Origin of the sequence: Microbacterium sp. NPDC079176 (assembly GCF_040686675.1) — a bacterium.
Taxonomy (GTDB): Bacteria; Actinomycetota; Actinomycetes; order Actinomycetales; family Microbacteriaceae; genus Microbacterium.
The window spans coordinates 508,911-533,444 of sequence record NZ_JBFBLM010000001.1; the positions used below are offsets into that span (position 1 = coordinate 508,911).

The 24,534-nt window shown below is 69.9% G+C and carries 17 protein-coding genes; 14 read left to right on the top strand and 3 right to left on the bottom strand.

Annotated elements, in window-relative coordinates; all coding sequences use genetic code 11:
• The 9 genes from AB0P11_RS02475 to AB0P11_RS02515 all read left to right on the top strand — a co-directional run bounded on the left by AB0P11_RS02475 (window position 1) and on the right by AB0P11_RS02515 (window position 16,081).
• Window positions 1–567 carry a DNA-3-methyladenine glycosylase I gene (locus tag AB0P11_RS02475; protein ID WP_056276617.1) on the top strand — a complete coding sequence of 189 codons (567 nt, stop codon included), beginning with the start codon at window positions 1–3 and terminating at the stop codon, window positions 565–567.
• Window positions 568–736: 169 nt separating this feature from the next.
• Complete coding sequence (locus tag AB0P11_RS02480) at window positions 737–1,867, top strand: serine/threonine-protein kinase (RefSeq protein ID WP_230100873.1); 1,131 nt, start codon at window positions 737–739, stop codon at window positions 1,865–1,867.
• Window positions 1,867–7,857, top strand: coding sequence for an Ig-like domain-containing protein (locus AB0P11_RS02485; RefSeq protein WP_363519449.1), 5,991 nt, complete (start codon window positions 1,867–1,869; stop codon window positions 7,855–7,857). Before AB0P11_RS02480 ends, AB0P11_RS02485 begins: the two co-directional genes overlap by 1 nt.
• 75 nt (window positions 7,858–7,932) lie before the next feature.
• Window positions 7,933–8,922, top strand: coding sequence for a MoxR family ATPase (locus tag AB0P11_RS02490; protein ID WP_222839064.1), 990 nt, complete (start codon window positions 7,933–7,935; stop codon window positions 8,920–8,922).
• Complete coding sequence (locus tag AB0P11_RS02495; RefSeq protein ID WP_053098662.1) at window positions 8,919–10,289, top strand: DUF58 domain-containing protein; 1,371 nt, start codon at window positions 8,919–8,921, stop codon at window positions 10,287–10,289. The genes AB0P11_RS02490 and AB0P11_RS02495 overlap by 4 nt, the downstream gene beginning before the upstream one ends.
• Window positions 10,286–12,838 carry a transglutaminase domain-containing protein gene (locus AB0P11_RS02500; protein WP_363519453.1) on the top strand — a complete coding sequence of 851 codons (2,553 nt, stop codon included), beginning with the start codon at window positions 10,286–10,288 and terminating at the stop codon, window positions 12,836–12,838. Before AB0P11_RS02495 ends, AB0P11_RS02500 begins: the two co-directional genes overlap by 4 nt.
• Window positions 12,835–14,607, top strand: coding sequence for a DUF5684 domain-containing protein (locus AB0P11_RS02505; protein WP_363519456.1), 1,773 nt, complete (start codon window positions 12,835–12,837; stop codon window positions 14,605–14,607). Before AB0P11_RS02500 ends, AB0P11_RS02505 begins: the two co-directional genes overlap by 4 nt.
• Window positions 14,604–15,434, top strand: coding sequence for a protein phosphatase 2C domain-containing protein (locus AB0P11_RS02510; RefSeq protein WP_056276631.1), 831 nt, complete (start codon window positions 14,604–14,606; stop codon window positions 15,432–15,434). Before AB0P11_RS02505 ends, AB0P11_RS02510 begins: the two co-directional genes overlap by 4 nt.
• Complete coding sequence (locus AB0P11_RS02515; RefSeq protein WP_363519459.1) at window positions 15,431–16,081, top strand: hypothetical protein; 651 nt, start codon at window positions 15,431–15,433, stop codon at window positions 16,079–16,081. The genes AB0P11_RS02510 and AB0P11_RS02515 overlap by 4 nt, the downstream gene beginning before the upstream one ends.
• A 116-nt stretch (window positions 16,082–16,197) precedes the next feature.
• Here the strand turns inward: AB0P11_RS02515 and AB0P11_RS02520 are convergent, their stop codons facing one another.
• From AB0P11_RS02520 to eccD, 3 genes are read right to left on the bottom strand one after another with little or no spacing between them, the layout of a single operon-like run.
• On the bottom strand, window positions 16,198–17,538 hold the full coding sequence (locus AB0P11_RS02520; RefSeq protein WP_187248884.1) for a S8 family serine peptidase: 1,341 nt from the start codon (window positions 17,536–17,538) through the stop codon (window positions 16,198–16,200).
• Complete coding sequence (gene eccB, locus AB0P11_RS02525; RefSeq protein ID WP_072590665.1) at window positions 17,538–18,890, bottom strand: type VII secretion protein EccB; 1,353 nt, start codon at window positions 18,888–18,890, stop codon at window positions 17,538–17,540. The genes AB0P11_RS02520 and eccB overlap by 1 nt, the downstream gene beginning before the upstream one ends.
• A 3-nt stretch (window positions 18,891–18,893) precedes the next feature.
• Window positions 18,894–20,228 carry a type VII secretion integral membrane protein EccD gene (gene eccD, locus AB0P11_RS02530; protein WP_056276643.1) on the bottom strand — a complete coding sequence of 445 codons (1,335 nt, stop codon included), beginning with the start codon at window positions 20,226–20,228 and terminating at the stop codon, window positions 18,894–18,896.
• Window positions 20,229–20,517: 289 nt separating this feature from the next.
• On the opposite strand from eccD, the gene AB0P11_RS02535 reads away from it, so the two are divergent.
• The 5 genes from AB0P11_RS02535 to AB0P11_RS02555 all read left to right on the top strand — a co-directional run bounded on the left by AB0P11_RS02535 (window position 20,518) and on the right by AB0P11_RS02555 (window position 24,483).
• The gene (locus AB0P11_RS02535; protein ID WP_053098670.1) at window positions 20,518–20,832 is read left to right on the top strand and encodes a WXG100 family type VII secretion target; all 315 of its coding nucleotides are present in this window, start codon (window positions 20,518–20,520) and stop codon (window positions 20,830–20,832) included.
• A 41-nt stretch (window positions 20,833–20,873) separates the two neighbouring features.
• The gene (locus AB0P11_RS02540) at window positions 20,874–21,155 is read left to right on the top strand and encodes a WXG100 family type VII secretion target (RefSeq protein WP_082298072.1); all 282 of its coding nucleotides are present in this window, start codon (window positions 20,874–20,876) and stop codon (window positions 21,153–21,155) included.
• Between the two features lie 127 nt (window positions 21,156–21,282).
• A complete protein-coding gene (locus tag AB0P11_RS02545; protein WP_053098672.1) occupies window positions 21,283–21,720 on the top strand; it encodes a hypothetical protein in 438 nt (145 codons plus the stop codon).
• Complete coding sequence (locus AB0P11_RS02550; RefSeq protein ID WP_082586491.1) at window positions 21,720–23,057, top strand: S8 family serine peptidase; 1,338 nt, start codon at window positions 21,720–21,722, stop codon at window positions 23,055–23,057. Before AB0P11_RS02545 ends, AB0P11_RS02550 begins: the two co-directional genes overlap by 1 nt.
• Window positions 23,047–24,483, top strand: coding sequence for a hypothetical protein (locus AB0P11_RS02555; protein ID WP_363519466.1), 1,437 nt, complete (start codon window positions 23,047–23,049; stop codon window positions 24,481–24,483). The genes AB0P11_RS02550 and AB0P11_RS02555 overlap by 11 nt, the downstream gene beginning before the upstream one ends.
• Window positions 24,484–24,534: the final 51 nt, after the last annotated feature.

A 24,534-nucleotide genomic window follows, 5' to 3' on the forward strand; every position in this document is an offset into this window, starting at 1 on the left:
ATGACGTCTCTGATCGCCGGCCCCGACCTCCGCGACCGATGCGGGTGGGTGGGCGACGACGCCGAATACCGCCGGTATCACGACGAGGAATGGGGCACCCCGCTCCACGGCGACCGGGCGCTGTTCGAGAAGATGGCCCTCGAGGGGTTTCAGGCGGGGCTCTCGTGGATCACCATCCTGCGCAAGCGCCCCCGGTTCCGCGAGGTCTTCGTCGGCTTCGAGCCCGAGCGGGTCGCCGAGTTCGACCGATCCGACGTCGAGCGGCTCATGGCGGACGCGGGGATCATCCGCAACCGGGCGAAGATCGAGGCCACCATCGGCAACGCCCGAATCGTGCGCTCGATGGCAGACGGCGAGCTGGATGAGCTGATGTGGTCGTTCGCGCCGGCATCGGGACCGCGGCCCGCATCGTTCGCGGATGTTCCGGCGGTGACGCCGGAGTCGACGGCGATGAGCAAGGAACTGCGTCGTCGCGGCTTCCGATTCGTGGGTCCGACGACGATGTACGCGCTCATGCAGTCCGCGGGCATGGTCGACGATCATGTCGTCGGGTGCTGGCGCGCCTGACCACCGAGGCGTGCTGGGCGCGCCCGCCGTGTCGGGGCGAGTGCCGGGGCGATCGCCCGCCTTCGGGATCGTCCACACCCTCGATATACTCGTGGTCGGGGGGATCGCCCAGCGCGGCGCGCAGGGATCATGCAGAGCGCGGTCTCCCGACCGACCGTGAGGAGCATGGGTGGCCACGCGCATGGCATCGACACCGCCGACGCTGGCGGGGTACAGCTATGTGCGTCCGCTCGGATCCGGCGGGTTCGCAGATGTCTTCCTCTACGAACAGGACATGCCGCGACGCGTCGCCGCTGTGAAGGTGCTGCTGGCGGATGCCGTGAACCGCGAGGTTCTCCGCACCTTCAACGTCGAGGCCGACATCTCCGCGCGGCTCAGCGCCCACCCCTCGATCGTCACCATCTATCAGGCGTCCATCTCTGCAGACGGTCGGCCGTACTTCGCGATGGAGTACTGCCCCGACACCATGAGCGCCCGGTACAAGAAGGCGCCGCTGGCGCTCGCCGAGGTGCTCGACACGGGCGTGCGCATGGCAGGCGCCCTCGAGACCGTGCACAGGGCCGGACTCCTGCATCGCGACATCAAGCCGTCCAACGTGCTCATCAACTCCCTCGGCGCCCCCGTGCTGGCCGACTTCGGCATCGCGGCCGCCGTGATCGACGAGGGCGACGGAGAGACCATCGCGATGTCGGTGCCGTGGAGCTCGCCGGAGGTGCTGCAGGAGCGCGTCTCCGGATCCGTCCCGAGCGAGATCTGGAGCCTCGGAGCCACCCTGTACACGCTCCTCGCGGGAAGAAGCCCGTTCGAACGCGCCGACCGAGGCTCCAACTCCCGCGACCAGCTCACCGAGCGCATCATCAAGGCGCGCTATACCGCGGTGCCGATACCCGGCATCCCGCCGATCATCGACGAGATCTTCGCGACCGCGATGCACCGTGATCCGGCCAGACGGTTCGCAAGCATGGCCGACTTCGCGGAACGCCTGCGCTGGGCGCAGTTCGAGCTGGGTCTGCACCCGACGGCCTTCGAGGCGGCGTCCGCTGAATGGGCCGCAGCAGCGCCCGTCAGCTTCTCCGACTCCAGCGCCCGCGGCCCGGTGATCACCACCGTCGCCCCCGACTCGCGACGTGCAGTGCGCGCCGCGAAGCAGCAGGCGATGCCGCGCGACCGCGACGAACTGCCCGCCGCGCGTGCGAAGACCCGCTCGCCCCTCGTCGCCGGCGTGATCGGCGCGTTGATCGGAGCAGCGGTCCTCGGTGGCGTCGGCGTCGGCGTGCTCTACCTGACCGGGGTCCTGTGATGGCCATCGGCGACCGCGCTCGCGCGGAGGCGAACCCCCGATCGCGCGGACGCCTGATCGCGGCCATCTCGGGTGTCGCCGCCCTGGCGGTGGTGCTCACGCTCGCCATCACGGCCCAGGGATACCAGTCGCAGGAGGTGCCCCGCCTCGAGTCGTCCGTCTGGGTCATGCGCGACAGCGGCCAGTACGCCCGCGTGAACACCGAGCTCGCCGAGATCGACACCGTGCGCAACGTCGACGATCCCGAGGCCGTCTGGCAGAGCGGCTCGGCGGCCGTCATCTACGCCCAGGGCAACAGGCAGCGGTGGGATCTCGACCCCGCGAATCCCGCCGACCTGCTCTCCGACGCGTCGGATGAAGGCACGCCGATCGCTTCCGAGCCGACGCCGGCGGGCACGCGGGAGATCCTGTCGGCCGGTGCCTATGTGGCGTATCGCACCGACACCGGCCAGGTATCGGTCACCACTCTCGAGGCGGGTGCCGCCACTGCTCTCGTCGACCCGTTCGCGGGCGTCGAGGTCGAGGAGGGCGAGGACCCTCCGACGTACACGGCGGATGCGATCGGGCTGTCGCCCGCGGGCCTGCTGGTGCTCTTCTCCGCAGACGAGGGCGCGATCCGCCGGTTCGACATCGACGAGCACCGCTTCCTCGGCGATCCCGAGTCCGTCTCGCAGGCTCCGGATGCCGCAGAGGGCCTCCTCGTCACGGTCGTGGGCGACCGCTGGGCGATGCTCCAGGCGGGCACCGGCGAGCTGTGGCTGCAGGGGCGCGACGAACCCGTGGAGCTGGACGTCGCTGAGGACGCGCGTCTCCAGGAGGGCGCTGAGTCGGGCGAGAACGTGTCGATCGCCGACTCCGACGGACTCGTGTCGGTCGATCTGGATTCCGGAGAGTCGGAGCGGGTCGCTGACGCGTCGGGCGTGCCGGCGACGCCGGTCGTCGTCGACGGCGAGGTCTATGCCGCCTGGCTCGACACGGGTGCGGGCACTCTGTGGGCAGGTGGCGAGACCGTTCCGCTGCGTGTTCCGGACGAGGCCCTCGACTCTTCGACGATCGAACCGGTCTTCCAGGAGAACGGCGATCGAGCGGTGCTGAGCGAGATCGGCACCGGACTCATCTGGACGGCCCCCGACGGCGTGCTCATCCCGCTCGAGCAGTGGGCGATCGAAGACGACACCGAGCAGCAGGAGGGCACGATCATCGTCGAGGACGTGGCCGAGCAGATGCCGCCCGTCGCCGTCGACGACGCATTCGGTGTCCGTGCGGGCGAGCAGGTGATCCTGCCGGTGCTCCTCAACGACCACGATCCGAACAAGAAGGACGTGCTGTCGATCGATCCCGAATCGGTCTCGGGCGGGCTCGGCGACCCGGCGTTCGGTGACCTGACTCTCGTCGCGAACGGGCAGTCGCTGGTGGTCGACGTCAAGGCGGGCTCGGGGCAGGCGAGCTTCACATATGCGGTCACCGACGGCGCCGCGGTGTCGGCTCCGGCGACCGTGACCCTGACCGTCGTCGATCCGGGAGCGAACTCCGCGCCCGTGTGGTGCGGAGTCGACGCCTGCCAGCAGGAGTGGCCGACGCCCCAGCTCCTTCCGGGCGGCAGCACGGTCGTCTCGGCGTTGTCGGGCTGGGTCGATCCCGAGGGCGATCCGTTCGTGCTCAGCGATGCCTACGAGACCGATTCCTCGTCGCCCGTCATGGTCGTGCCGATGGCCGACGGGCGGGTGGCCATCCGCCACACCGACCCGAACGCCGCAGATGCCGTGATCTCGGTCACCGTGGTGGTCGAGGACGTGCACGGCGCGACCGCCGAGAAGACCCTCGATGTGCAGGTCACAGGGAGCCCGGCTCTCGTCGCCTCGCCGGTCGCGCTGACGGCGCGTGTCGGGGAGCTCCAATCGGTGCGCATCTCAGATCATCTGTCCGGCGGCTCCGGTTCGTATCGTCTCGTCGACGCCGTGCAGACTGCGGCGACCGCGCAGGGACTCGAGGTCAACCCGAACGCGGCATCCGGCACCGTCGAGATGACGGTGGCCGAACCGGGGCAGTACGTCGTCACCTACACGGCTCAGGATGTCACCACCCAGGCCGAGCAGTCGGCCGTCATCCGCATCACCGCGGTCGACGGATCCGCGGGCCTCGCGATGGCACCGCTGACCGCGTTCGTCCGCGAGGGCGAGGACACGACGGTCGACGTCATCCGCGCCGTGCAGAACACCAGTGGTCGGGTGCTGATGCTGGCCGATGCGGTGAGCTCGACGCCGCAGCTCGGCGTGCGTGTGGTCGGCAACGAGAGCATCCGGGTGAACGGCACCACGGAGGACGGCGAGCCCGGGGTGATCGGCAAGGCCACCGTGACGATCGCCGACGGCACCGGCGCCGCAGTGCAGGGAACCGTCACGGTCTTCCTCACGCCGCCGTCGACGGTGACGCGTCCGATCGTCTTCCCCGATGCGATCACCGTGCGCGCAGGTTCGCTCACGCGTATCGCTGTCACGGCCAACGACGTGGCGCCGCGAGGGGAGCCCCTGGTCGTTCTCCCCGAGGTGACCGGCTCGGGCGAATCGGGTGAGCTCGTCTTCGCCGACCGCAACGCGCTGCGCTACCTCGCACCCACGACGCCCGGCACCTACCGTCTGTCGTACTCGGTGTCACTCGAGCGCAACCCCGCCCTCGCCGACAACGGTGTCGTGACGGTCACGGTCGTGCCTCCGGGCACCAACCGTGCCCCGACGCCGTCGACCCTGACCGGCCGAGTCCTCAGCGGTCAGACCGTGTCGCTGCCCGTGCCTTCGACCGGCATGGACAGCGATGGCGATCGAGTCGTGCTCGCGGGCGTCGACCAGCCCCAGAAGGGTGCGGGCACGGCGACGATCTCGGCCGACGGCGACGCGATCGTCTACCGGGCGCCCGCGGGCGGTGTCGACGGCGGTCAGGTGAGCTTCGGTTACACGGTGCGCGACCCGCAGGGCGAGCAGGGGACGGGCACCGTCCGCGTCGGCGTGCTCGACGCGGACATCGATGACGCGGCGCCCGTGACCTTCAGCGATTACGTGCGCGTCGAGGCCGGGTCGACGACACCGATCGTCCTCGACCCGCGTCTCAACGACCTCGACCCGGCGCAGAGCGAGCTCGAGATCACCGAACTCGTGCCGAACGCGCCACCGGTCAAGGGGAATCCGCTCTACGACCGCCTGAACGCGCTGATCGATCCCGACACCTCTCTCGAAGACGGCCGTGTCGTGCTGCGCGCGGGGGACACCGCCGGCACGAACTCCTACTTCTATACGGTCAGGTCCACTCGCACATCCAGCACGTCGCAGGGTCTCATCGTCGTGACCGTGACCGACGGTGCGGTCGCCGACCAGCCGAGCGTCGCCGACACGGTGCTCACTGCGCGCGATCGGGAGGAGCTCCCGGATCGCGGCATCGACGTCGTGACCGATCGTGTCAGCTGGCCCTCGGGTGACGCCTCCTCCCTCACCTTGAGCCTGTGGGGCGACCAGCCCGGGTTCACTGTTCAGGGGAACCGCATCGTGGGCGCCGCCCCTGAAGACGGCGCGCTCGTTCCGTTCCAGCTGAAGGGCGAGGGATCGGGCGGCAGAGCAGTGGTCGCCTACGGGTTCCTGCGCATACCCGCCTTCGACGACATGCAGGTCCAGCTCAAGCCTGGCTCGACTCCTGTCGTGGTCGACGAGGACGCCTCGGTCTCGTTCGATGCGGCCGACTACGTCGACCTGACCTCCTCAGATGCCCTCGAAGTGGGATCCGGGCAGTTCACCGCGCAGCGGGCGGCCGCATCGTGCTCCGCCGAGGGCTCAGGCAGCGTGACGTATCGCGCCGGCCGTGAAGCGCCATGGTCGGACACCTGCCTGGTCCAGGTGCGGTTGCAGGGGCAGGAGCGCTGGTCGTTCATCGACGTGCCGATCAGCATCCGTCCTGCCGAGCCGCAGCTGCTGCTGTCGTCGATCTCGCACACGATCGCCCCCGGAACCACCGAGACGGTCGACATGTACGCGAACATGGCCGCGTGGGAGGGCGGACGTGAGGGTGACGCGGGATCCCTCGAGTACCGGATCGTCTATTCGGGCTCGGCCTTCATCGTCACCCGAAACGGGCCTCAGCTGACCATCGAGGCACGCGCAGACGCGCGACCCGGCAACGCCGAGAACGTCAGCGTCACGGTGCCCCAGTACGGCGAGCCGTCGGCATCCGTCCGCCTCGTCGTCGGAGCAGCACCGCCGGATGCGCCGCGCGGCGCGACCTTCACGAAGCAGTGCATCGTGACGAACCCCAGCTGCACCATCGACGTCGTCGACGTCGCCGGGGAGTACGACCCGTTCGCCGGGAAGCCCGGATCGGGCCTCCGACTGATGTCCCTCGGCGGGGGCACACGATGCGATGTCGCGTCGATTTCGACCTCGGGAAGCAAGGCGATCACGGCGAGCTGGCCCGGCGGAGGGCAGGCACCGGGTGGACAGTGCATCATCCCCTTCGTCGTGCAGGATGCGCAGGGGCGCACCGGCACCGGAACCCTGACCCTCGATCTGCAGGGCTTCCCGCAGGCACCCGCCAGCGTCACGACGGTCGGATTCACCCGCTCGACCGTGGTGCTCGACGTGCCCCTCGGGGAGGCCGGTCGCGCGCACCCCGGCGTCACGGGGGTCGAGATCCTGCAGGACGGAGCGCCGGCGAACGCGTCGTGCAGCCCGGCGGCAGGTGCCTACCGGTGCACGGTGAACGGACTCGTCAACGGAGCGCCGCACGTCTTCACCGCGGCGGCCGTCAACGCGGTCGGCACATCGGCGGCGACGTCACCGCACACCAGCTGGGCGTATGCCGCCCCTGTGGTGTCGAAGGCGAACGCCACACCCGTCTATCGCCCCGGCAGCACGGAGCGCGGGCGCGGCATCGTCGCTCTCGCGGTCGATGCGTCGGACGACTCCCTCGCGTTCCGCATCGAGGAGACCGGGCAGGTCATCAACCGCACCGGCGCGACGACGACGGCCGACATCGCGCTGGCGCCGGGCCCGCAGAACATCACGATCGTCCCGATCAGCCAGTTCCAGCCGCCGACGGGCGATGGTGGAAACGAGGGCGGAGCCTTCCGCACGTCCGTCACCGCTGCGGGAACCGTCTACTTCGACCCCTCGGGAGCACGCGCGACCGCGACGTCGAACACCTCGATCGACGTCTCGGGAGTGGCAGCGCAGCCGAACGGCAGCGCCCTCGGCATCGACGTCGTGTACCTCGCCTGGCGATCGGGCAACGCGAGCTGCACCGCTGACGGCGACGGTCGTCTGCAGGTCTCGGGTGCGGAGGCGCAGTCGTCGTCACCCACCCTCACCAAGCTCGCCGAGTACTCGACCTACAACGTGAAGGCGTGCGCATCGAACGGCTTCGGCGTCGCCGAGTCGGCGACCACCCAGGTCTTCACGTTCACCTTCGTGGAAGGCCCGAAGGGCAACACGAGCTACACGGTGGCGACCCAGCCGACCGTGCAGAACACCCGATATGTGTACGGCCTGGAGTCGGCGCCGAACATCGCCGCGAAGGACGGCTTCGTGCCGCAGTATGAGATGTACGGGACCACCCGTTCAGACTTCGTTCTCAGCGCCGACGCGTCACCGCTTCCCGTGAGCGCGCGCTCCTGCCACGCGGTGCTCACTATGTACTGCTCCGACGCGGTGCAGATCGTGCCGAGGACAGCACCGACGACGGTGGCCGTGCAGTTCCGCGAGTGCGTGCCCGCCAACCCGGATGACGCGTTCGTCGTCAGCCCTGCCGCCCGCGGGTCGTACTCCCTCGCCGTGACTCCGAGGATCGTCGACGGCATCTCCATGGTCGACTTGAAGATCACGTGGACGGGCGCTTTCAGTTCGCTCAAGCCGATCACGCACCGCGTGACGCTGTGCACCCAACCGGAGCCGGAGCCGGAGGATCCGAAGGACCCCGACAAGCCCGCCGACCCCGCCGATCCTGCCGGATGAACCCGCCGCGATGACGACTCCCTCCTCCCCACCGCCCTGCACACCGCAGGTGCCAGAGACGAATACGGTTGCCCTATGCCTGCTCCCTCCGCTGCTCCCGTGACCATCGCCGCCGAACAGGCCGCCTGGTTCGCCGAGACGTTCTCGATCCTCACCGCCAACGTCGAACAGGCGATCCTCGGCAAGCGGCACGTGATCGAGCTCGTGCTCGCCGCGGCGGTCAGCGGCGGCCACGTGCTGCTCGAGGACTTCCCCGGCACAGGCAAGACGGCTCTCGCGCGGGCGATCGCGCAGACCGTGACGGGAACGAGTACCCGGATCCAGTTCACGCCCGACCTGCTCCCCGGCGATGTCACGGGCATCACCGTCTACGACCAGAAGGAGGGCGCCTTCGAGTTCCACGCCGGTCCCGTCTTCGCGAACATCGTGCTCGCCGACGAGATCAACCGGGCGAGCCCGAAGACGCAGTCGGCGCTGCTGGAGGTCATGGAAGAGGGCACGGTCACGGTCGACGGCGTCACGCGGCCGGTCGGATCGCCGTTCCTCGTGATGGCGACGCAGAACCCGATCGAGCAGGGCGGCACCTACCGTCTGCCCGAGGCGCAGCTCGACCGCTTCATGATCAAGACGTCGATCGGATACCCCGACGAAGCCGCGACCATGCGCATCCTCCAGGGAGCAGCCCAGCCGAAGCACGTGCTCGACGGCATCGTCGGCGTCGACACCATCCTCACGATGGCCGAGATGACCCGCGGCGTGTACGTGAACCCGCTGGTCTCCGACTACATCATGCGCATCGTCGATGCGACGCGTCGAGCGTCCGAGGTCCGCCTCGGTGCCAGTGTGCGAGGAGCCCTCGCCCTGTCACGTCTCGTGATGACGTGGGCTGCCAAGAACGGTCGCACCTTCGTCACCCCCGACGACGTCCGAGAGCTCGCCGTCGTCGCCCTCGCGCACCGCCTGGTGCTCGAGCCGGAGGCCGAGTTCGACGGCGTCACCGCGGTCGCCGTGGTGGGGCAGATCCTGCTCGACGTCGAGCCGCCGCGCGAGAACGGCACTGCGTGAGCTTCAGCACCGAGTCCCGTCTGACGCGCACCACGGCGGGCACCAGCACGTCGACGCGCACGTCGACGGTCACGCGCTACGACCGCACGCGCCGCGGCCCCGTCCGCGGCGCCGTCTTCGGCGTGCGTCGGGCCGCTCGCAGCACGGAGCGCGCAACCCGAGCGGCTGTCGCGTGGGTCCGTGAGACGGTCACATCCGCCGGGATGCTGGTCGTCGCGGCGCTGGTCCTGTGCGTCACCGCCGGGCTGCTGTTCGGCTGGGTCGAGGCGTGGGCGGTGGCGGCGATCGCGCTCGTGCTGCTGATCGCCTGCATCCCCTTCATTCTCGGCACCCACGACTATCGCATCGAGCTGACCCTCGACCGAGACCGCGTGGTCGCCGGTGCCGAGATCGGTGCGACGCTCGACGTGCGCAACAACAGCGAGCGTCTGTCGCTGCCCGGCATCGTCGACGTTCCCGTGGGGGAGGGGCTCGTCGAAGCGCACGTCCCCCTGTTGCGCCCCGCCGCCCACCATCGCGAGCAGCTGACGATCGCCGCCCACCGCCGCGGTGTCATCGACGTCGGCCCCATGACCATCACCCGCGGTGATCCGATCGGCATCCTCCGCCGTGAGCTGCGCTGGCCCGATGTCCAGCGCATCCACGTGCATCCGGTCACGGTACGCCTGCCCAGCACCAGCGCCGGTCTCATCCGCGATCTCGAGGGCACGCCGAGTTCGACCCTCGTCGATGCCGACCTCTCGTTCCACGCGGTGCGCGAGTACGTCGTGGGCGATTCGCAGCGGCACGTGCACTGGAAGTCGACCGCCAAGACCGGCAAGCTCATGGTGCGTCAGTACGAGGAGTCGCGGCACGCTCGCATCGCCATCATCCTCGACCTCGACAGCGAGTCGTACGAGAGCGACGACGAGTTCGAGAACACGGTCAGCGCCGCCGCATCCCTCGCCCTGCAGGGTGTGCGCGACGGTCGTGACGTGCTCTTCTCGGTGAGCAACGAGATCCCCGAGCACAGCCGTGCCGAGTTGCTGTCGATACGCACTCTTCCCACGGTGACTCCCAAGGCCCTCCTCGATGCCACCTCGACCATCGATCCGGCCGACCGCGTGATGCGGCTCGAGGCGGTCGCCGCGCTCACCGCCCAGTCCTACCCCGACCTGTCGATCGGATTCCTGATGACGGGCTCGCGCATGCCGCTCGAGCGTCTGCGCCACGCCGCCATCACTCTGCCGGCGGCGGTCGAGGCGGTCGCGGTGCGCAGCGAACTCGGCGAGCAGCCCACCCTGCGCACGGCGCGCGAACTGGCCGTGATGACGCTGGGCGCACTCGGCGACCTTCCGCAGATGCTCGCCCGCGGAGCACTGCGATGAGCGCCGCGGGTCCGCGGCGCGGCGTCGTGAGGTCGCGCCGGACGTTCGCGCTCTCGGCTCTGACCCTCTGGTCTCTCGGATATGTGCTGGTCGGCATCGGTCTCGCCACGGCGGCTGCATGGCCGGTGTACGAGTCCCCCCGGGCGCTGGCGGTCGGCCTGATCGGCGGCCTGCTGGGCATGGTCGTCGCCGTGCTGACCCGGCTGCTGCGGTGGGGGCTGCTGATCGGTGCGCTCGCGGTGACCGGCGTCTATCTGGTCGTCTCGGTTCCGCTCGCCATCCCATCGGCGCTCTCGTCGCTTCCCGCGTTCCTGGGCGGAATCCGCGACGCGGTGCTGGGGGTGGTGCTCGGCTGGAAGCAGATGCTGACGCTGAACCCGCCCCTCGGTGAGTACCAGGCGGTGCTCATCCCGCTCCTCGTGGTCATGCTGTTCGGTTCCTTCATCGCCACTCTGCTCGTGCTCGAAGGCGGACGCCGGGCGACCATAGCGGTTCCCGTCGTGACCGCGATGAGCGTCTTCGGCATCGCCTTCGGTGTGAGCGGCACGACGGCTCCGGTCTCGGTGCTCGGCGTCGCGCTTCCCGCTCCTCGGGAATGGCTGATCGGCGTCGCGCTCTTCGTGGTCTCTCTCGTCTGGTTGGTCGGACGCTCGCGGCTTCAGCGGGCACAGGCGCTGCGCACCGTCGCGGCGGCGAACATCTCGCGCCGGGCGACCCCGGTGTGGCTGACGATCCGTCGGCATCTCCTGTCGGCCGGTCTCGCGGTGATCGCCCTCGTCGCCGGTTTCGCGGTGGCGCCCGCCGCGGCCGGCTGGAGCGACCGCTCCGTTCTGCGCGACGAGGTCGAGCCGATGATCGTCGTGCAGCAGCAGGCGAGCCCCCTCAGCGCCTACCGGTCGTGGTTCGCCGGCAGCACTCTCGATGACACGGTCGTGCAGGTGGAGGGTGATCCTGGAGCGCTGGAGCGCCTCCGGCTCGTCACCCTCGACTCGTACGACGGCGAGGACTTCCACATCGCGCCGGACGACCGGTTCAGCCGGCTGCCCCGCAGTGCGATGCCCGGCGAGGGCCGCGTGTCGCTCGGGATCACGATCGGCGACGCCTATCGAGGCATCTGGGTCCCCTCGCCGGCCGGTCTCGCCGAGGCGCCGGACTTCTCGGGTGCGCGCGCCGAAGCGCTCGCCGACGGGTTCCACGTCAACTCGGGCGGCGACACGGCGATCACCGTGGCAGAGGCGCCCGGCGGGGGAGAAGGGCTCGTTCCGGGCGATCGCTACAGAGTGCTCGTGGACGCCCCGGCGAGCCCCGGCGACATCACCGCCGTGCAGGGCGGTGCCTCGAACCTCGACACCGACCTGTATCCCGCGCTCACCGAGTGGGCCGAGATGCAGGAGCAGCCCCGCACCGGGGCCGGGTATCTCGAGATCATCGACCGCCTGCGCTCTCGCGGTTACCTCAGCCACGCGCTGATCGACGATGAGGCGGCGGCGGGATGGATCGCCTCGTTGAAGGAGTCCGAGGGGTACGCGTTCGCACCCAGCTATGCGGGACACTCCGCGGCCCGCATCGAGGAGCTGTTCACCGACCTGCTCGAACAGGAGCGCAGGGCAGGCTCGGATGCCGCGCCGGAGCTGCTCGTGTCGGCGGTCGGCGACGATGAGCAGTTCTCAGTGGCAGCGGCGCTTCTCGCCGAGCACTGGGGGCTCGAGTCCCGAGTCGTGATCGGTGCGCGCCTTGCGGCCGCAGAAGAGGTGCCCGGCATTCCCGCCTGCACGGAGACCTGCACGGGCGCGAACATGAGCGCCTGGGTCGAGGTGAGAGGCTCGGGCGGCGAGTGGATGCCGGTCGACACCACACCGCAGTACGCGATGCTTCCGAGTTCCATCACCGAGGGCGAGCAGCTGCCCGAGCATCCCACGGTGCCCGAGCAGCCCCGGTCGGAGGCGTTGGATCCGCCTCAGGCGCAGAGCGATTCCAACAATGACGCGCCTCCACTCGAGTCGCCGCAGTCAGAGGTGCTCGCCGTCCTGCTGCCGATCCTCCGCGCTGTGGGGCTCGGCATGCTCGCGCTGGCATTGCTCGCGCTGCCCTTCCTCGTGCTGCTGCTGGCCAAACGGCAGCGAGCCAGGGCCCGCCGAACCGCCGAAGATCCCGAGGTGCGTCTCGCCGGGGCGTGGGAGGAGCTGGTCGACGTGTACGCCGACCACGATGTGCCGATGGATGCCGAAGGCACCCGCATCCAGCGCGCACTCTCGACCGACCGAGAGGCAGCGGACCGCCTGGCAGAGATCGTCGATCGCGCCGTGTTCGCCGAGCATCCTCCGACGGACGAGGATGCGCGCGCCGCCTGGGAGATCGTCGACGCCGAGCGGACGGAGCTCGCAGCGGCAGGCAGATGGTGGCATCGCATCGTCATGCGCGTGCGACCGACGTCGTTCGTCGGTCGCATACGGGGCGCGAACGGTCGTGGATTCACGGCCGCCGTGCCTGTGCTCGCTACGCTCGGATTGACCTGGTCGCCCGGCGACCGGAAGAAGGGGAACTCATGATCGCGCCCGTGGATACCGGCTACGTCACGATGCTCGCCATCGTTGGCGGCGTCGGCGTGCTCATCGGCCTCGCCGTCTACGTCTGGTACGCGCTGGCGCTGTCGCGCCTCTTCCCGCGCATCGACGGAGAGGGGTGGAAGGGCTGGGTCCCCATCCTCAACGAGGCGGAGATCCTGGCGCGCGGCGGAGTGCCGGCGTGGTCGGTGGTGTTCTACTTCATCCCGATCGTGCAGCTGTACGGCATCTACCTCAAGGTCGTCGCGACCCACCGCATCAATCGGAGGTTCGGTCGCGGTGCGGGAATGACGGTGCTCGCGATCCTTCTGCCCCCGGTCTGGGCGACGGTTCTCGCCTGGGGCGCCCCGCCGTATCCCGAGGGCGAACGGCTGGCCGCTCTGCAGCCCGGCCCGCGCCGAAGCTCGCAGCCCACGGCCACCCCGGCGAGGGACGCATCGGGATACACGATCCCGTCCCTGGCTCCGCATACCCAGAGCCAGCCTGACGCCCCCGCGCCCGTGTTCCCCGACTACGCCGCACCGAGCCGTCCGGCCGTGCAGCCCGACCGGACTGCGACCGCAGCCGCGGCGAGCGGTGGTCCCGCGGGTTCAGGGTGGGGCGCGCCTCCCGTCCCGGGCGCCCCGCCGGTTCCCGTCGCCGGACAGCCCGCTGTGCAGGGTGCGCCGGCGGCATCATTCGCTCCGCCGCAGCCGCCCGCCTCGTCCTTCGCGCAGCAGCCTCCTGCTCCTCAGCCTCCTGCTCCTCAGCCTGCGGCTCCTCAGCCTCCTGCTCCTCAGCCTGCGGCTCCTCAGGCGCCGGCTTTGCAGCCTCCTGCGCCGCCCGCGCCGGTGCGCGCACCTGAGCCCCCTGCGGTGGAGCAGCCACCCGCCGTGAACCCGCCGGCTCCGACCGAGGCGCACCCGACCACCGGCATCATGGCCGCAATGGGTGGCGCGCCTGTGGCTCCGGCGGCGCCGCAGCCACCCGCGCCGCCGGTGCCGGTATCCGACGACGTCGTGCCTCAGCAATCGGCACAGACGCCGGCGGCGGCCCCGGCATCCGCTCCCGTGCCCGAGTTCGAGCGGCCGGCGGAGAACCCGCCTGCCGCGGCTCCCGCCGAAGAGGCGCAGCGGATGTTGCGGCCCGCTCCGCCCTCGTTCCGAGATGGTGGCCTCTCGGATGAACAGCCGCAGGCGCCGGTGATCCGTCCTGTCCCGTCGTCCCCCGCGGCTGCGGGGACCACCGCGGATGTGCCTGCGGCCGCCGTGGTGCCCCCGGCCGATGCAGCGCCCGCACCCGCGGTCGAGGAACCCGTCCCGGCGCCCCTCGCGATGCCGTTCGGAGGCCTCGCGGCCGACGTCGACAAGACGGTCGTCACACCGCGTCCGACGCACGATGTCGACGAGGACCTCGACGCCACCGTCGTCGTCGCCCGCAAGCGCGGAGTCCGCCGATCGCTCGTGCTCGATGACGGACGGAAGTTCTCGCTGTCCGGCGCCAGCGTCGTGATCGGCCGCAATCCGATCGGCGAGCCGGGCGAGCAGCGACTCGCCATCTCCGATACGACCCGCACGCTGTCGAAGACGCACGCTCGTCTCGTCGTGCACGACGACGAGTGGCGTCTCACCGATCTGCACGCCACGAACGGCGTCGTCGTGGTCGAGGAGAACGGCACCGAGACCCTGCTCGATCCCGGAGAGAGCGTCACCGGCAACGGCCGCTTCATCCTCGGTGAAGTGGGGATGCATGTGATCGCGGAGCGCGATTCATGACGCTCTCCTCGGTCGTCCTCAGCGTCGCGTCACTCACCGACACCGGTCTCACGCGCTCGGCGAATGAGGACTCGGTGCTGGTGGCGTCCCCGGTCTTCCTCGTCGCGGACGGCATGGGCGGGCATGAGGCGGGGGATCGTGCGAGCGCTGCGGTGGTGGAGGCGTTCGAGCCGCTTCGCGGGGCGACGGTCGACGTCGCCGACATCGGACAGGCATTGAGTCGCGCTTCGGCTGTGGTCGATGACATCTCCGCCGAGCACAAGCGCGGGGCAGGAAGCACCGTGACCGGTGTCGCTCTCGTCGATCACGACGGCGTGCCGCACTGGCTCGTCTTCAATGTCGGCGACTCCCGTGTCTACCGGCACCACGGCAACGAGCTGACACAGCTGACGATCGATCATTCGCTGGGGCAGGAACTGGTGGATGCCGGTGAGCTCCGCGCCGAGGATCTCTCGACGTTCTCGCAGCGCAACGTCATCACGAGGGCGATCGGTGCTCCCGACAGCACCGCAGACAGCTGGCTGCTGCCCGTGGTCGACGGCGAGCGACTGCTGATCTGCTCCGACGGCCTGAGCGGCGAGGTGAGCGACGAGGCGATCCGAGCGACCCTGACGATGAACGGGCGTCCGGAGACCGCGGCAGCGGCTCTCGTGAGCCGGGCGCTCAAAGCGGGTGGTCGCGACAACGTGTCGGTCGTCGTGATCGACGTGATCTCGGGAGGCGCGAACGGGCACTCGGACGACCTCACTGCGGGCCGCGATGCCGCATCCGCCTCGCTGACCGATTCGATGCTCGAGGGCACGACGATCCCGGTTCGAGCCAGATGACGGACGACGAGACCGAGGTCGAAGAGACCGTCATGCTGACCAGACGCGATCGGCGCCGGGGGAGATCGGTCGCCGAGTCCGGCGAAGTCGCCGAGTCTGCTGAGCCCGTCGAGCCTGCCGAGTCCGCTGAGCCTGCCGAGCCCGCTGAGCCCGTCGAGCCTGCCGAGCCCGCCGAAGTCGCCGAACCCGCTGAGCCAGCGGATGACGTGGACGAGGCGACGGTCGTCGTCGACCGGAGACCCGCGGAGGCTGAGGAGCCAGGTGCCGATCGGGAGGACGACCCTGTCGACGAGTCGACGGTGCTCGTCTCCCGGACGCCGCGTCGTGTGCGACGCAAGAGATCGGAACAGCCCGCCGACAGCGACGACTCTGCCGACCGCGCAGAGGCTGACGTGCCCGCCTCGTTCGAGGCGCCGACGGATGCGCCGGCACCGGAGATCTACCGGCCCCGTCCGGCCCCGCTCGGCCCTTCTGCCCCGCCCGTCGTGATCGGCGCCGCGGCGCCCACGCGCACGGTGGACCCGGATCTCCCGTCGGTCGCGAAGCAGGGACTGCGCTGGAGCCGGGCGGCCCTCATCACGTTCGCAGCAGCCTGCGTCGTCTCCGTCGCGGGTCTGGTGGGTCTGGGCTTCTTCGTCTTCGGGTGACGCCCTCACCCTGACGGAGCCGTGCTCAGCGTCCGCGCACTCCCACCGGCCGTCGGGCCGCCTGGGTGCCCTGAAGCGGCCGCGCCGTGCCGCTGCGGACCATCGCGCCGCGCGTCTCAGTGAAACGTGCTCGGGTCACCCGATGCCGGACCGGGGATGTTGAGCAGTCCGCCTTCGCGTTCGACCTCGACCGGATCCACGACCGGCTGCTCTCTGCGGCGACGCAGCACGATGAGGATGCCGAGCACACCGAGCAGAGTCGCTCCGCCGATCGCGGTGAACAGCGCGGCCTCCCGTGTGAGCAGGAACGGCGACGCTCCATGGTCGGGGTCGGCGGTGGCTGCGGGCGGTCGCACGGCGCTCTCCGAGGTGTCGAAGTATGGGCTCACGGGCCCGCGCGTCGTCTCATCCGGGAGCAGCTCGATGGCGGCGAGCGGCTGGATGAAGCCCCAGCCGTCGATGTCGTCCCGATTGTCGGCGTCGGTTCGCAGCGCGGTGGCGGTGAGCCGATACGCCCAGCCGGCGGGCGGATCCTCGGGGTGCGCTTGCGCCACCAGTGCGGCAGCCGCGCTCGCGTATCCGGTCGCGAAGCTCGAGGCAGGGGCATCGGCGGCGAAGACGCAGTCGCCCCCGCCCACCGCTGCGCTCAGCACCGTGCTTCCGGGGGCTGTCACGCCGACCTGGGGTCCGTGGATCGAGTCATCGGTCGCGCGTCCGGTGGCGTCGGCCGCGCTGACCCCGAGAACCTGCTCATAGGCCGCGGGGTAGCGAGCGCCGTCTTCCGCGTCCGGATCTGACGCCCTGTTCCCGGCGCTCGCCACGACCAGGGCGCCGACGGCGGACGCGTGTTCGACCGCCGCCCGGAGATCGGGGGAGTCGGCTGTCTGCGAGATCGAGACGTTGATGATGTCCGCGCCGTTGTCGGCCGCCCAGTGGATGCCGTCCGCGATGCGCTGCGAGGTGGGCCCGTACCCCTTGTCCTTGTCCTGCTGCTGCTCGCTGCGGAACACTCGCACGGAGAGCAGCCGGGCGTCGGGCGCGAGTCCGACGACGCCGGAGTCCGCGACCGGCTGTGCGGCGATCTGCCCGGCGATCGCCGTGCCATGCCCGGTCGTGTCGGTCAGACCGTCAGCCCGCTCGCCGTCTCCGACGAGATCGACACCGCCGATCACGGCTCCGGCGAGATGCGGATTGCCGGCATCGATGCCCGAGTCGACGACGGCGACGACGACCCCTCGGCCCGTGGCGACGCGGTGGGCCTCGTCAGCACCGAGCAGTGCGAGGGCGGGTGGGACCTCGGGCGTGAACACCACGTTGCCGGGTGTGCAGGCGTCGCCGGACGTCGCCATCGATGCGATCGACGTCGGGACGGCAGGCGATGCCAGAGCGGATGCCGGTGCGCCCAGCAGCGTGGCGCCGAGGACGACGGCCGTGAGAGCGGCTGTGCGGCCGCGCATCAGTCGGTCCCCGAGCCGGGCGACTCTCTCGCAGCATCGGAGGTCAGCGCGGGGCCGGCGGCGAAGAACTCGATCCACGCGTCCGACACCTGTCCGACGTCATCGGGGGAGTACCCGAGCTGAGCGATGGGGCCGCTTGCGGACTCCTCGGCGTTCTGCGCTGCTGCAGCACCGGGGATCGCGAACGCGGTGCCGGATTCGTCGATGAGCACGGCCAGACCCGCCGCGTCCTCGGACCCACCCGTGACCTCGACGAGGGCGCCGCCACCGACCTTCACATCGACGCCGGAGCGCTGCTCGGGCAACTCGGTGGTCGTCGCCGCGAGCACCGTGTGCGCGTCATCGGTGAGCATCGCGCAGGGCGTCTCGCCGGCGGCGAGCGTGGTCAACGGCAGCGTCGGCCAGTCCTCGCCCCCGATGTACGGGCGGGTCTCCACGTCGGCGACCTCGGCGGGGGAGACCTCCTGCTGAGCACCGACCTCCTGGCCGCTGCCGAGGAGGTAGAGCTGATATGCGAGGGGACTGAGCCTGGCGAGCTCGCCGGTGCCGAGCGCCACGTAGCGCTCGTCGGCAGGGCTGCCCTGGGTGTGCACGATCGTGCCGGCTCTCAGATCCGTTCCGGGCACCGATGCGCCGACGCCGTTGATGCGGATCGGCTCGAGCTCGTCACCGGACTCGAAGAGGTTGAGCCATCGTCCGTCGACCTCGAGGACGTCGCTGGTGCCGAGTCCGACGGCGCGGAGCACGGCGTTGGCATCGTCGGCGGGCACTGCGTGGCGTTTGCCGTCTGCGATCACGAACAGCTCGTCGCCGCGCTGGACGACGGCACCGGTTCCCGTCGACACCTCGGCGATCGGCGCGCTCGACAGTGACACGGCGGCGCCGGCCGTGTCATCGATGCACGCCGTCCAGGAGGAGTTGATCAGTGCCGCGGGCGCGGGCAGATCATCGGGCGCACCGAGGATGCCGATCGAGGGGCCGACCGGGATCCCGTCGAGCGCCGCCTGATCCGTGCGCACCACCTTGAACTCTCCGGCGGGGATCAGAAGCCGCGCGCTGGCCGTGTTGATCACCGGGTACAGCGTGCCCTCGACGGAGACGTAGCGGGCTCCGGTGTCGGTGGCGACGATCAGGCGGTTGTTCTGCCAGTCGCCGGGGAGCCCGGGCTGCATGATTCCCCAGAACACCCCGACGAGGATCACGCCGACCGTGAGTGCGACTCCGGCGACGACCGCGCGCAGGGGCTTCGCGGGGTCGAGCTCTTTGCCCCCGGGGGCTCCGCCGGTGAACGCCGAGAGCAGGCGGCGCCTGCTGAAGCCCTGGGCCTCGATCAGATCCTTCTTGGTCGCCATGGGTCAGATGAGTCCGGCCGTCGTGACGCCGAGCGGCAGCAGCAGAGCGAGTGCGATGACCTCGACCGTGTCGCCCAGCCTCGTGAGCCGCAGACGCGCTTTCGGCGTGAGCAGCGTGAGACCGACCAGGATCACGGTGGCCACGACCAGGATGAGAAGCATCCAGGTGCGGACGTCGGGCAGAGCGAGTGCCACCGTCACACCGGTGACGGCGAGCCCGATCGCGCCGATGGCCATGAGGACGAGCACGCCGAGGCGCGCGTGGATCTGACGCGACTGGAACATCATGCCCACGAACGCGAGCACGCAGAGCAGAGCGCCGAAGACGCCGCTTCCGGCGACCAGAGGGGTCGCGATCAGCGCCGCGAGGCCCAGCGCAGCGCGCAGTGCGATGAGAGTGCGTGTCCCCGCGGCGGCGCGGCGCTTGACCTCGTCGGCATCGATGGGCTCGGGTGCGGCGAACATGTCGGCGTCGCTCTGAGGGGAGATGACTCTGATGCGCGTCGAGCTGAGAGCGAGCCACGGGATGCCGTTCGCGAGCAGTGCGGTCGTGGCGAGCATGATCGCGTAGGGAGCGAGCGCATCGCCGAAGATCGCGGCGGTCGTCGCGGTGATGCCGATCGAAGCGCCGAGCGCGATCGGCACGAGATGGATCTCGGGCTTCTCCTGGGTGACGGCGAGGCCGAGGCCGCCGACGATGACGAGACCCAGTCCCATGGCCGCGAGCGGCCAGCCCCAGATGCTCTGCACGGGAACGGCGAGGAAACCCGCGAGCCCTCCGTAGGCTGCGGCGGTGAGTCCCAGGGCGTGTCCGGCTTCCGGCTGACGGAGACGCATGAGCACGGCGGCCGCGACGCTGAGGACGATGGCTCCCGAGCCCGCGATGATCGCGGGCAGGAGGGACGTCGGCGGTGTGGCGACGAGCAGCAGCGCGCAGAGGGCGAGGAAGGTGAGGCTGACGAAGAGCGCTGTGCGCGAGCTGTCCGCGGGCGTCCAGGAGCCGTGCTGCTCTGCCGTCGCGTCGATCACCGCTTCGACGACGTCGTCGTAGACGCGCGGCTCCTGCATGAGGCCGCCGCGGACGAGAGTGAGCAGCTCTCCGTCGTGCACCCCCTGCGCAGCCGCGCCGCGTGCCGGGTCCAGGGGTGTGCCATCGGCTCGCTGCAACGAGTAGCCGCCGTGGGTGAGGGTCGGGTCGAGCACGCCGAGACTCCGGGCGAACCCGGGGATGATCTCGACCAGCGGGACCTGCGACGGCACGCCGACGTCGAGCCGACGGTCGTCGCTGACGACGGAAAGCCGCAGCACGGTGCCTGCCGTTGCGCTGCTCTGAGTCATGGAACGATGCCCCCTCCATGGTGTGCAGCCGGGCGGGAGGAGACCCGTGGCTGCGCATTCCGCCTTTCACCCTAGTTGAGGCGTGCGACAACGCACAGTCGCAGGATGCGACGTTTCTCCATCGACTGCAGGATCTCCGCTCGGATGCATCATGAAATCTGGCGATTCGTTCCGATGTGTTCTAGCCTGTGTCGTGAAACAGATTCGTGGGGGGTTGTTTCGTTGTCGTCCCAAGACTGGGATGCGCTCCCCCGCACGTGTGTCCCATGTGGACCGGAGGGAGTGAGTTATGGCTGATGTCATCTCCGCAGAAGAAGGGGCTCTGCGTCGCGGAGCCCAGGCGGTGCGGGAGACCAAGTCCGGGATCGACCAGCAGACCAAGAAGGTCCGCGGTGAGATCGAGCAGCTGCGTGGTTTCTGGACCGGTGCGGCTGCTGTGTCGTTCACGACGCTGATGTCGCGCTGGGACGAGCAGGCGCGTCAGCTGAACGAGGTCCTCGTGACGCTCGAGGATGCTCTTGCGGGCACCGAGCGTGACCAGGCTGCGACCGAAGAAGCTCACCAGCAGACCATCTCGGGCCTCGGCTCGATGATGGGCGCCTGAGCGTAGACCACAGAGATTTCAAGGAGAACATGATGCAGTCGATGTCAGTTCGCCCGGAGCAGGTCAACGCTCTGGCAGCGCAGATCCGCAGCGGGTCGCAGGGTATTCGTTCCGAGCTGGACCGTCTCGAGTCCGAGGTCAGCAAACTCCGTGCGGCGTGGGATGGTTCCGCGCAGCAGGCATATGACCAGGCTCAGGCCAAGTGGAACCGTTCGCTGAGCGAGATGCAGCAGCTTCTCACGCAGATCGCGGGCAAGACCGAGGAGATCTCGGGCCAGTACGTCCAGACCGACAAGTCGGCCGCTGGGCGTTTCGGGGCCTGATCCGTGGCGCGGGCCCGACGCAGCGATGCGCCGGGCCCGCGCCGTCTGCTGTGCTGTTCGGCGATCGAGTCGGAGGGCGCAGCAGATGTTTCGGAATCATCTGCCGTTGTGAAGGGGAGGGTCGTCGATGAGCATCGCAATCGACTTCGATGGAGTGTTTGCTGAGCTGAAGCGGATCCTGCGTGAGCTGCAGGAGTTCCCCAGCCCGTCTGAGGTGGCGGTCTCCGAGGGAGGGTCGTCGAAGGCCACCGTCGACTTCCGGCGGGCCGTGGCCGATGCCGCGCAGTCGATGGGAGACGCCACGGCGCGGACCATCGCCAAGATCCAGGACACTCACGACGTGATTCGCGCCGCCGTGATGCAGATCGCCGAGCAGGACGCGTCGCTCGCCGACGAGACGAAGCTGATCGTGTCGCTGCTGGACTCGGCCGTCGCCCAGGGCGACGGCGACACCGCGACATCGACAGGCGCTGGGACCGGCGCGACGGGTGGGGGCTCAGCCGGAGTCCAGGCATCTGCACCGACGTCTACGGGTGCCGATGAGCCCGAAGAGGCCGACTACTGATGAGACGCACTCGCCGCGGAGTGATCGCGGCGGTCGGCGCTATGGCGCTGGCCGCCGCGATCGCCGTGCCCTCGAGCGCGACAGCGGCCGCCGCGTCGGGTCTGTGGTGGTTCGATCGCGGCAAGGTCCAAGAGGCGCACGATGCGGGCTTCGACGGGGCGGGAATCAAGATCGCCGTGATCGACAGTCAGATCAACCCCGACGTGGTCGGGCTCCGCGGGGCGAACGTCACCGTCGATGACTCCTCGTACTGCTTCGACGCGACCGGCCAGCCGTATCCGGCGGTCTCTGCCGAGTACGGCAAGTCCTCTCACGGCACCCAGGTGGTCTCGATGATCGCCGGAACCGGCGAGGCTCCGGCCGGGGGCGCCCCGGTCAAGGGTGTGGCGCCGGGGGCAGAGGTGGTCTTCTACAGCACCGGCGTCCTCGACGGCGTCATCGGCGAAGACGGCGGCGATGCGGAGTGCCTCCAGGAGAACGGCGAGGAGCTGGGCGACGACGGTCGTTTCGCTCTCGACCGCGCGATCTCGGACGCCGCGGCAGATGGCGCCGACATCATCTCGATCTCCTCCGGAAGCAGCATCAACATGCGGCAGGGTCTCGCCGACGCCTATGCCTCCGACGCGGTCGTCGTCGCCGGCATGTCGAACGAGGACGGGATCAGCCTGTGGCCCGCGGGGCTCAACGGAGTCGTCGCGGTGCAGGCCTTCGGTGAGGACGGCAAGATCCAGACCGGAACGAACGGCAAGCCGAACCTGGCGGAGGACGTCGTCGTCGCCGCACCCGGGGTCGGGCTCCTCCTGCAGGGGACCCCGGATTCCTGGGACGCCCAGCAGATCGGGTCGGGAACGTCGTTCTCGACGCCTATCGTCGCGGGCTTCCTCGCGATGGTCAAGCAGAAGTACCCGGATGCGACAGCAGGGCAGCTGATCCAGAGCCTGATCCACAACACGGGCACCAAGGGCGAGCACGAGCCGGAGTGGAACGACAGCACCGGGTATGGAGCGGCCTCCCTCACCGGGATGCTCGCGGTCGACCCGTCGAAATATCCTGACGTGAATCCGCTCTTCGACACCGAGGACACGTACGCGCAGCCGTCTCTCGGCGACGTGAACGAGGCGAAGGCGGCGCTCGGAGGCGGCGCGCAGACACCCGTCCCGACGGACGCGCCGGTCGCCGAGCAACCCGATCAGCAGGCATCGCCGATCACTCCCTGGCTCATCGGCGGAGGGATCGTCCTCCTGCTGCTGGTGATCGGCGGGATCATCCTCGCGATCGTACTGACACGCTCCTCACGACGAGACACCACCGAACAAGGGGGAAACCATGGCCGGTAAGCAGATGGGCCCGGGCGGGTACGAGGCGGAACTGAACCGCATCCGGCAGCTCGACGACTCGATCATCCCGCGGCTCTCGGCCGTGACGAATGCGTTCACCTCACTGGAGCGAGCGCTCTCGGCCGTGCGCCTCTCCGAGTTCTGGGAGGGCGAGTCCGCCAAGGGGGCGACCGCTGACATCGACGAGATCCGGTCGAAGGTGTCGGCCATTCTCAGACTCGTCGAGGCCGTGGACTCCGCGGTCGTCGAAGGCAACTCGGCTCGACGCGAGATCGCGGCCGCCGAACTCCCGTCGGCATCGATCGACCCCTTCTGGGCGAACGCTGCCAAGGGCGCGTCCTTGGTGGTGCACCCGGTCCTCGGTCCGCTCGCGGCGGACAAGGCTCTGGACGCCATCGGCGACTTCCTCGGCAACCAGCGGGAGGATGCCGCGCGCGAGGTCGTTCAGAAGGTCGAGGCGTCGCTGACGGAGCCGACGAACAAGCTGGCTCAGGCGGCCCGCGCGATGAACGAGGTCGACTACCGGTCGTCGAAGGCCCCGTCCGGTTCTGACGAGCCGATCCCGGGCGCGGAGATCGACGCCCCGAGGATCGGATCCCCGGGGATCGGCGGCGGCCCGTCCGGGTACACGCCCGGTGGCGGTGGATACCAGACCGGTGGCGGTGGAGGAGGGGTCGGCGAGTATGTCCCGCCGACGCCGACGGACCCGACGGTCCCCGAGTACCTGCCTGACCCCACCTATCCGACGATTCCCGATGGTCCCGGAGACTGGGAGTACGACCCCGACGGACCGGGAGGCCCCGGTGATACCGGCGGCGATGACCCGACGGTCGACTTCCCCGGCGGCGGCGTGCTGCCGGGAGGCACCGGCGGCGGCGGTTCAGGAAATGGAGGCGGGTATCCGCTGCACCCCGGTTCGACGCTCCCCGGCGGAGTCATCGGTGGGGGCAGCGGCATCGGCGGCATCGTGGGCGGCGGCGCAGGAGCCGCTGCCATCGCTGCGGGATCCAAGATCGCCGGTATCGGCAGCATGGGCACCCTCGGCGGATCCGCACTCGGAGGCTCGTCCGGCGCCGGCCAGAGAGGCACTGGCGGCCTGCTGGGCAAGTCCGCCGTCGGCGGAGTGGGTGCGCGCGGCGCGGGTGGATTCGGCTCAGGTGTCGGTGGCGCTGGCGGCGTCGGTGGCGCTGGCGGTGTTGGCGGTGTCGGCGGAGCAGGCGGTGCGGCGGGCTCGTCCGGCGCAGCAGGCTCCGGCATGCGTCCGGGTATGGGAATGATGGGCGGCGCGGGAGGCGCCGACGAGGAGGAGAAGGCCAAGCGCTCCGGTCTCGGTGGTCCGATCGCTCCCAAGCTCGAAGACGACGAGGAGCGCGGTCCGCGTGCCAAGGGCGCCCAGGCGGGCTCCCGCGACGAGCACGCGGACTGATCAGGATCACCGCGGCGGGCGTGGACGGCGGATGCCGTCCACGACCCGCAC

Excerpts from the sequence above, each read along its gene's own strand:
- AB0P11_RS02500 (WP_363519453.1), top strand. The coding sequence starts at position 10,286 with ATGAGCGCCGCGGGTCCGCGGCGCGGCGTCGTGAGGTCGCGCCGGACG.
- AB0P11_RS02555 (WP_363519466.1), top strand. The coding sequence starts at position 23,047 with ATGGCCGGTAAGCAGATGGGCCCGGGCGGGTACGAGGCGGAACTGAAC.
- AB0P11_RS02485 (WP_363519449.1), top strand. The coding sequence starts at position 1,867 with ATGGCCATCGGCGACCGCGCTCGCGCGGAGGCGAACCCCCGATCGCGC.
- AB0P11_RS02550 (WP_082586491.1), top strand. The coding sequence starts at position 21,720 with ATGAGACGCACTCGCCGCGGAGTGATCGCGGCGGTCGGCGCTATGGCG.
- AB0P11_RS02545 (WP_053098672.1), top strand. The coding sequence starts at position 21,283 with ATGAGCATCGCAATCGACTTCGATGGAGTGTTTGCTGAGCTGAAGCGG.
- AB0P11_RS02540 (WP_082298072.1), top strand. The coding sequence starts at position 20,874 with ATGTCAGTTCGCCCGGAGCAGGTCAACGCTCTGGCAGCGCAGATCCGC.
- AB0P11_RS02535 (WP_053098670.1), top strand. The coding sequence starts at position 20,518 with ATGGCTGATGTCATCTCCGCAGAAGAAGGGGCTCTGCGTCGCGGAGCC.
- AB0P11_RS02520 (WP_187248884.1), bottom strand. The coding sequence starts at position 17,538 with ATGCGCGGCCGCACAGCCGCTCTCACGGCCGTCGTCCTCGGCGCCACG.
- AB0P11_RS02505 (WP_363519456.1), top strand. The coding sequence starts at position 12,835 with ATGATCGCGCCCGTGGATACCGGCTACGTCACGATGCTCGCCATCGTT.
- AB0P11_RS02475 (WP_056276617.1), top strand. The coding sequence starts at position 1 with ATGACGTCTCTGATCGCCGGCCCCGACCTCCGCGACCGATGCGGGTGG.
- eccB (WP_072590665.1), bottom strand. The coding sequence starts at position 18,890 with ATGGCGACCAAGAAGGATCTGATCGAGGCCCAGGGCTTCAGCAGGCGC.
- AB0P11_RS02515 (WP_363519459.1), top strand. The coding sequence starts at position 15,431 with ATGACGGACGACGAGACCGAGGTCGAAGAGACCGTCATGCTGACCAGA.
- AB0P11_RS02490 (WP_222839064.1), top strand. The coding sequence starts at position 7,933 with ATGCCTGCTCCCTCCGCTGCTCCCGTGACCATCGCCGCCGAACAGGCC.
- eccD (WP_056276643.1), bottom strand. The coding sequence starts at position 20,228 with ATGACTCAGAGCAGCGCAACGGCAGGCACCGTGCTGCGGCTTTCCGTC.
- AB0P11_RS02510 (WP_056276631.1), top strand. The coding sequence starts at position 14,604 with ATGACGCTCTCCTCGGTCGTCCTCAGCGTCGCGTCACTCACCGACACC.